This window comes from Castellaniella sp. (assembly GCF_004321985.1).
Taxonomy (GTDB): Bacteria; Pseudomonadota; Gammaproteobacteria; order Burkholderiales; family Burkholderiaceae_B; genus Castellaniella.
In genome coordinates, this window is sequence record NZ_SCQN01000054.1 from 1 (window position 1) to 1,523 (window position 1,523).

General features: G+C 61.1%; 1 protein-coding gene. It reads left to right on the top strand.

Annotated elements, in window-relative coordinates; all coding sequences use genetic code 11:
• Positions 1 to 109: 109 nt before the first annotated feature.
• Entirely contained in the window at positions 110 to 1,516 is a 1,407-nt protein-coding gene (locus EPN31_RS14495) for an IS4 family transposase (RefSeq protein ID WP_291774557.1), read from the top strand.
• The last annotated feature ends 7 nt before the right edge of the window (positions 1,517 to 1,523 follow it).

Consider the following 1,523-nt stretch of genomic DNA (forward strand, 5'->3'; position numbering starts at 1 on the left):
GCCGGCTTGCAATTACCCACAAATATCAATGATGTACAGATGATTCTGAATTATTTACTTTAACTTGGCGTATGCTGCCATCAGCCGGACTCGACTGACGGTGGCGAAGATGACACAGGATCTGGATTGGCAGCTTGGAGCTGACGCGTGGGCCGAAGGCGAGGGTCGTACCGCATCACGCGAGTTCTGTGACTTGCGGCTTGCGCGGCGGTTCCGACAGATCCTCGTGCAACTTTCGGACACTGGGGGACCCAGCATCCCGTTTGCTAGCCAGGACTGGGCTCAGGCCAAGGCGGCCTACCGCTTCTTCTCCAACCCACGAGTCGACGAACGCGCAATCCTCTCAGGTCATATGCGCCGCACCCGGGAGCGGGCAGACGCTGCCCCAGGGCCATTGCTCATACTGCACGACACCACGGAGATCTCCTATGGGGGTAACACCGACGGCGTGGGTCTCATCGGCCGAGTCGCACGCCACACCGTCTGCGGTATCTTGATGCATTCCAGTCTGGCCGTGACGTTGCAAGGCCTGCCCTTGGGGCTGTGTGCCATTAAATTCTGGACGCGCAGCAAGTTCAAGGGCACCAATGCGCTCAAGCGCAGCATCAACGCCACGCGGGTGCCCATCGAACAAAAGGAGAGTATCCGCTGGCTGCAGAATGTGCAGCAGGCCACAGAGCTGCTGGATTGTCCTGACCGGTGTATCCATGTGGGCGATCGGGAGGGCGACATCTACGAACTATTTTGCGCGGCGACAGGGCTCCACACGCACTTCCTGATTCGCACCTGTGCCGATCGGCTTTGCGGCGATGGCTCCCAGACTGTGGGGCAGCAGATGGCAGCCACGCGAACCCAGGGGCTACACCGGGTTGAGTTCCGGGACCCACATGGACGCATCTGCCAGGCGCTACTGACCTTAGCTTTCCAGCGCCTGCGCCTTTTGCCATCAAGGGCAAAGCGCAGCCGCTATCCGGAGCTCACGGTCACAGTCATCCACGCCCGCGAGAAGGATCCCCCTGAGGGGCGCGAGCCCATCGACTGGAAGCTGGTGACAGACTTGCCGGTACGCACTCGCACCGAGGCGGTGGAGAAACTGCGCTGGTACGCGCTGCGTTGGAAGATCGAGGTGTTCCACCACATCCTGAAGTCCGGCTGCCGGATCGAGGAGTCACGGCTGCGCACCGCGCAGCGGCGCGTCAACCTGATCGCGGCCTGCTGTATCGTGAGTTGGCGAATATTTTGGCTGACGATGGTGTGCCGCTACGCCCCACGAGCGCCTGCAGCCATTGCGCTGACCGAGTCCGAAAAACTCATACTGTGTCACGCTTCAGCGCGCTGGCGAAAGCCGCTCACGCAGCAATCAGCTCTCGGTGATTACCTTGTAGGTCTGGCCCGCCTTGGTGGCTATCTTGCCCGTGCGCATGACCCACCGCCGGGCAATCTCGTCATGTGGCGCGGGATGCGCCGACTCAGTGATCTCGAACTGGGCGCCGAGCTGGTGCGTAAATGTGGGTAATCGCAAG

Bases quoted from the DNA above. Each gene is read 5' to 3' on its own strand.
- EPN31_RS14495 (WP_291774557.1), top strand. From the start codon at position 110: ATGACACAGGATCTGGATTGGCAGCTTGGAGCTGACGCGTGGGCCGAA.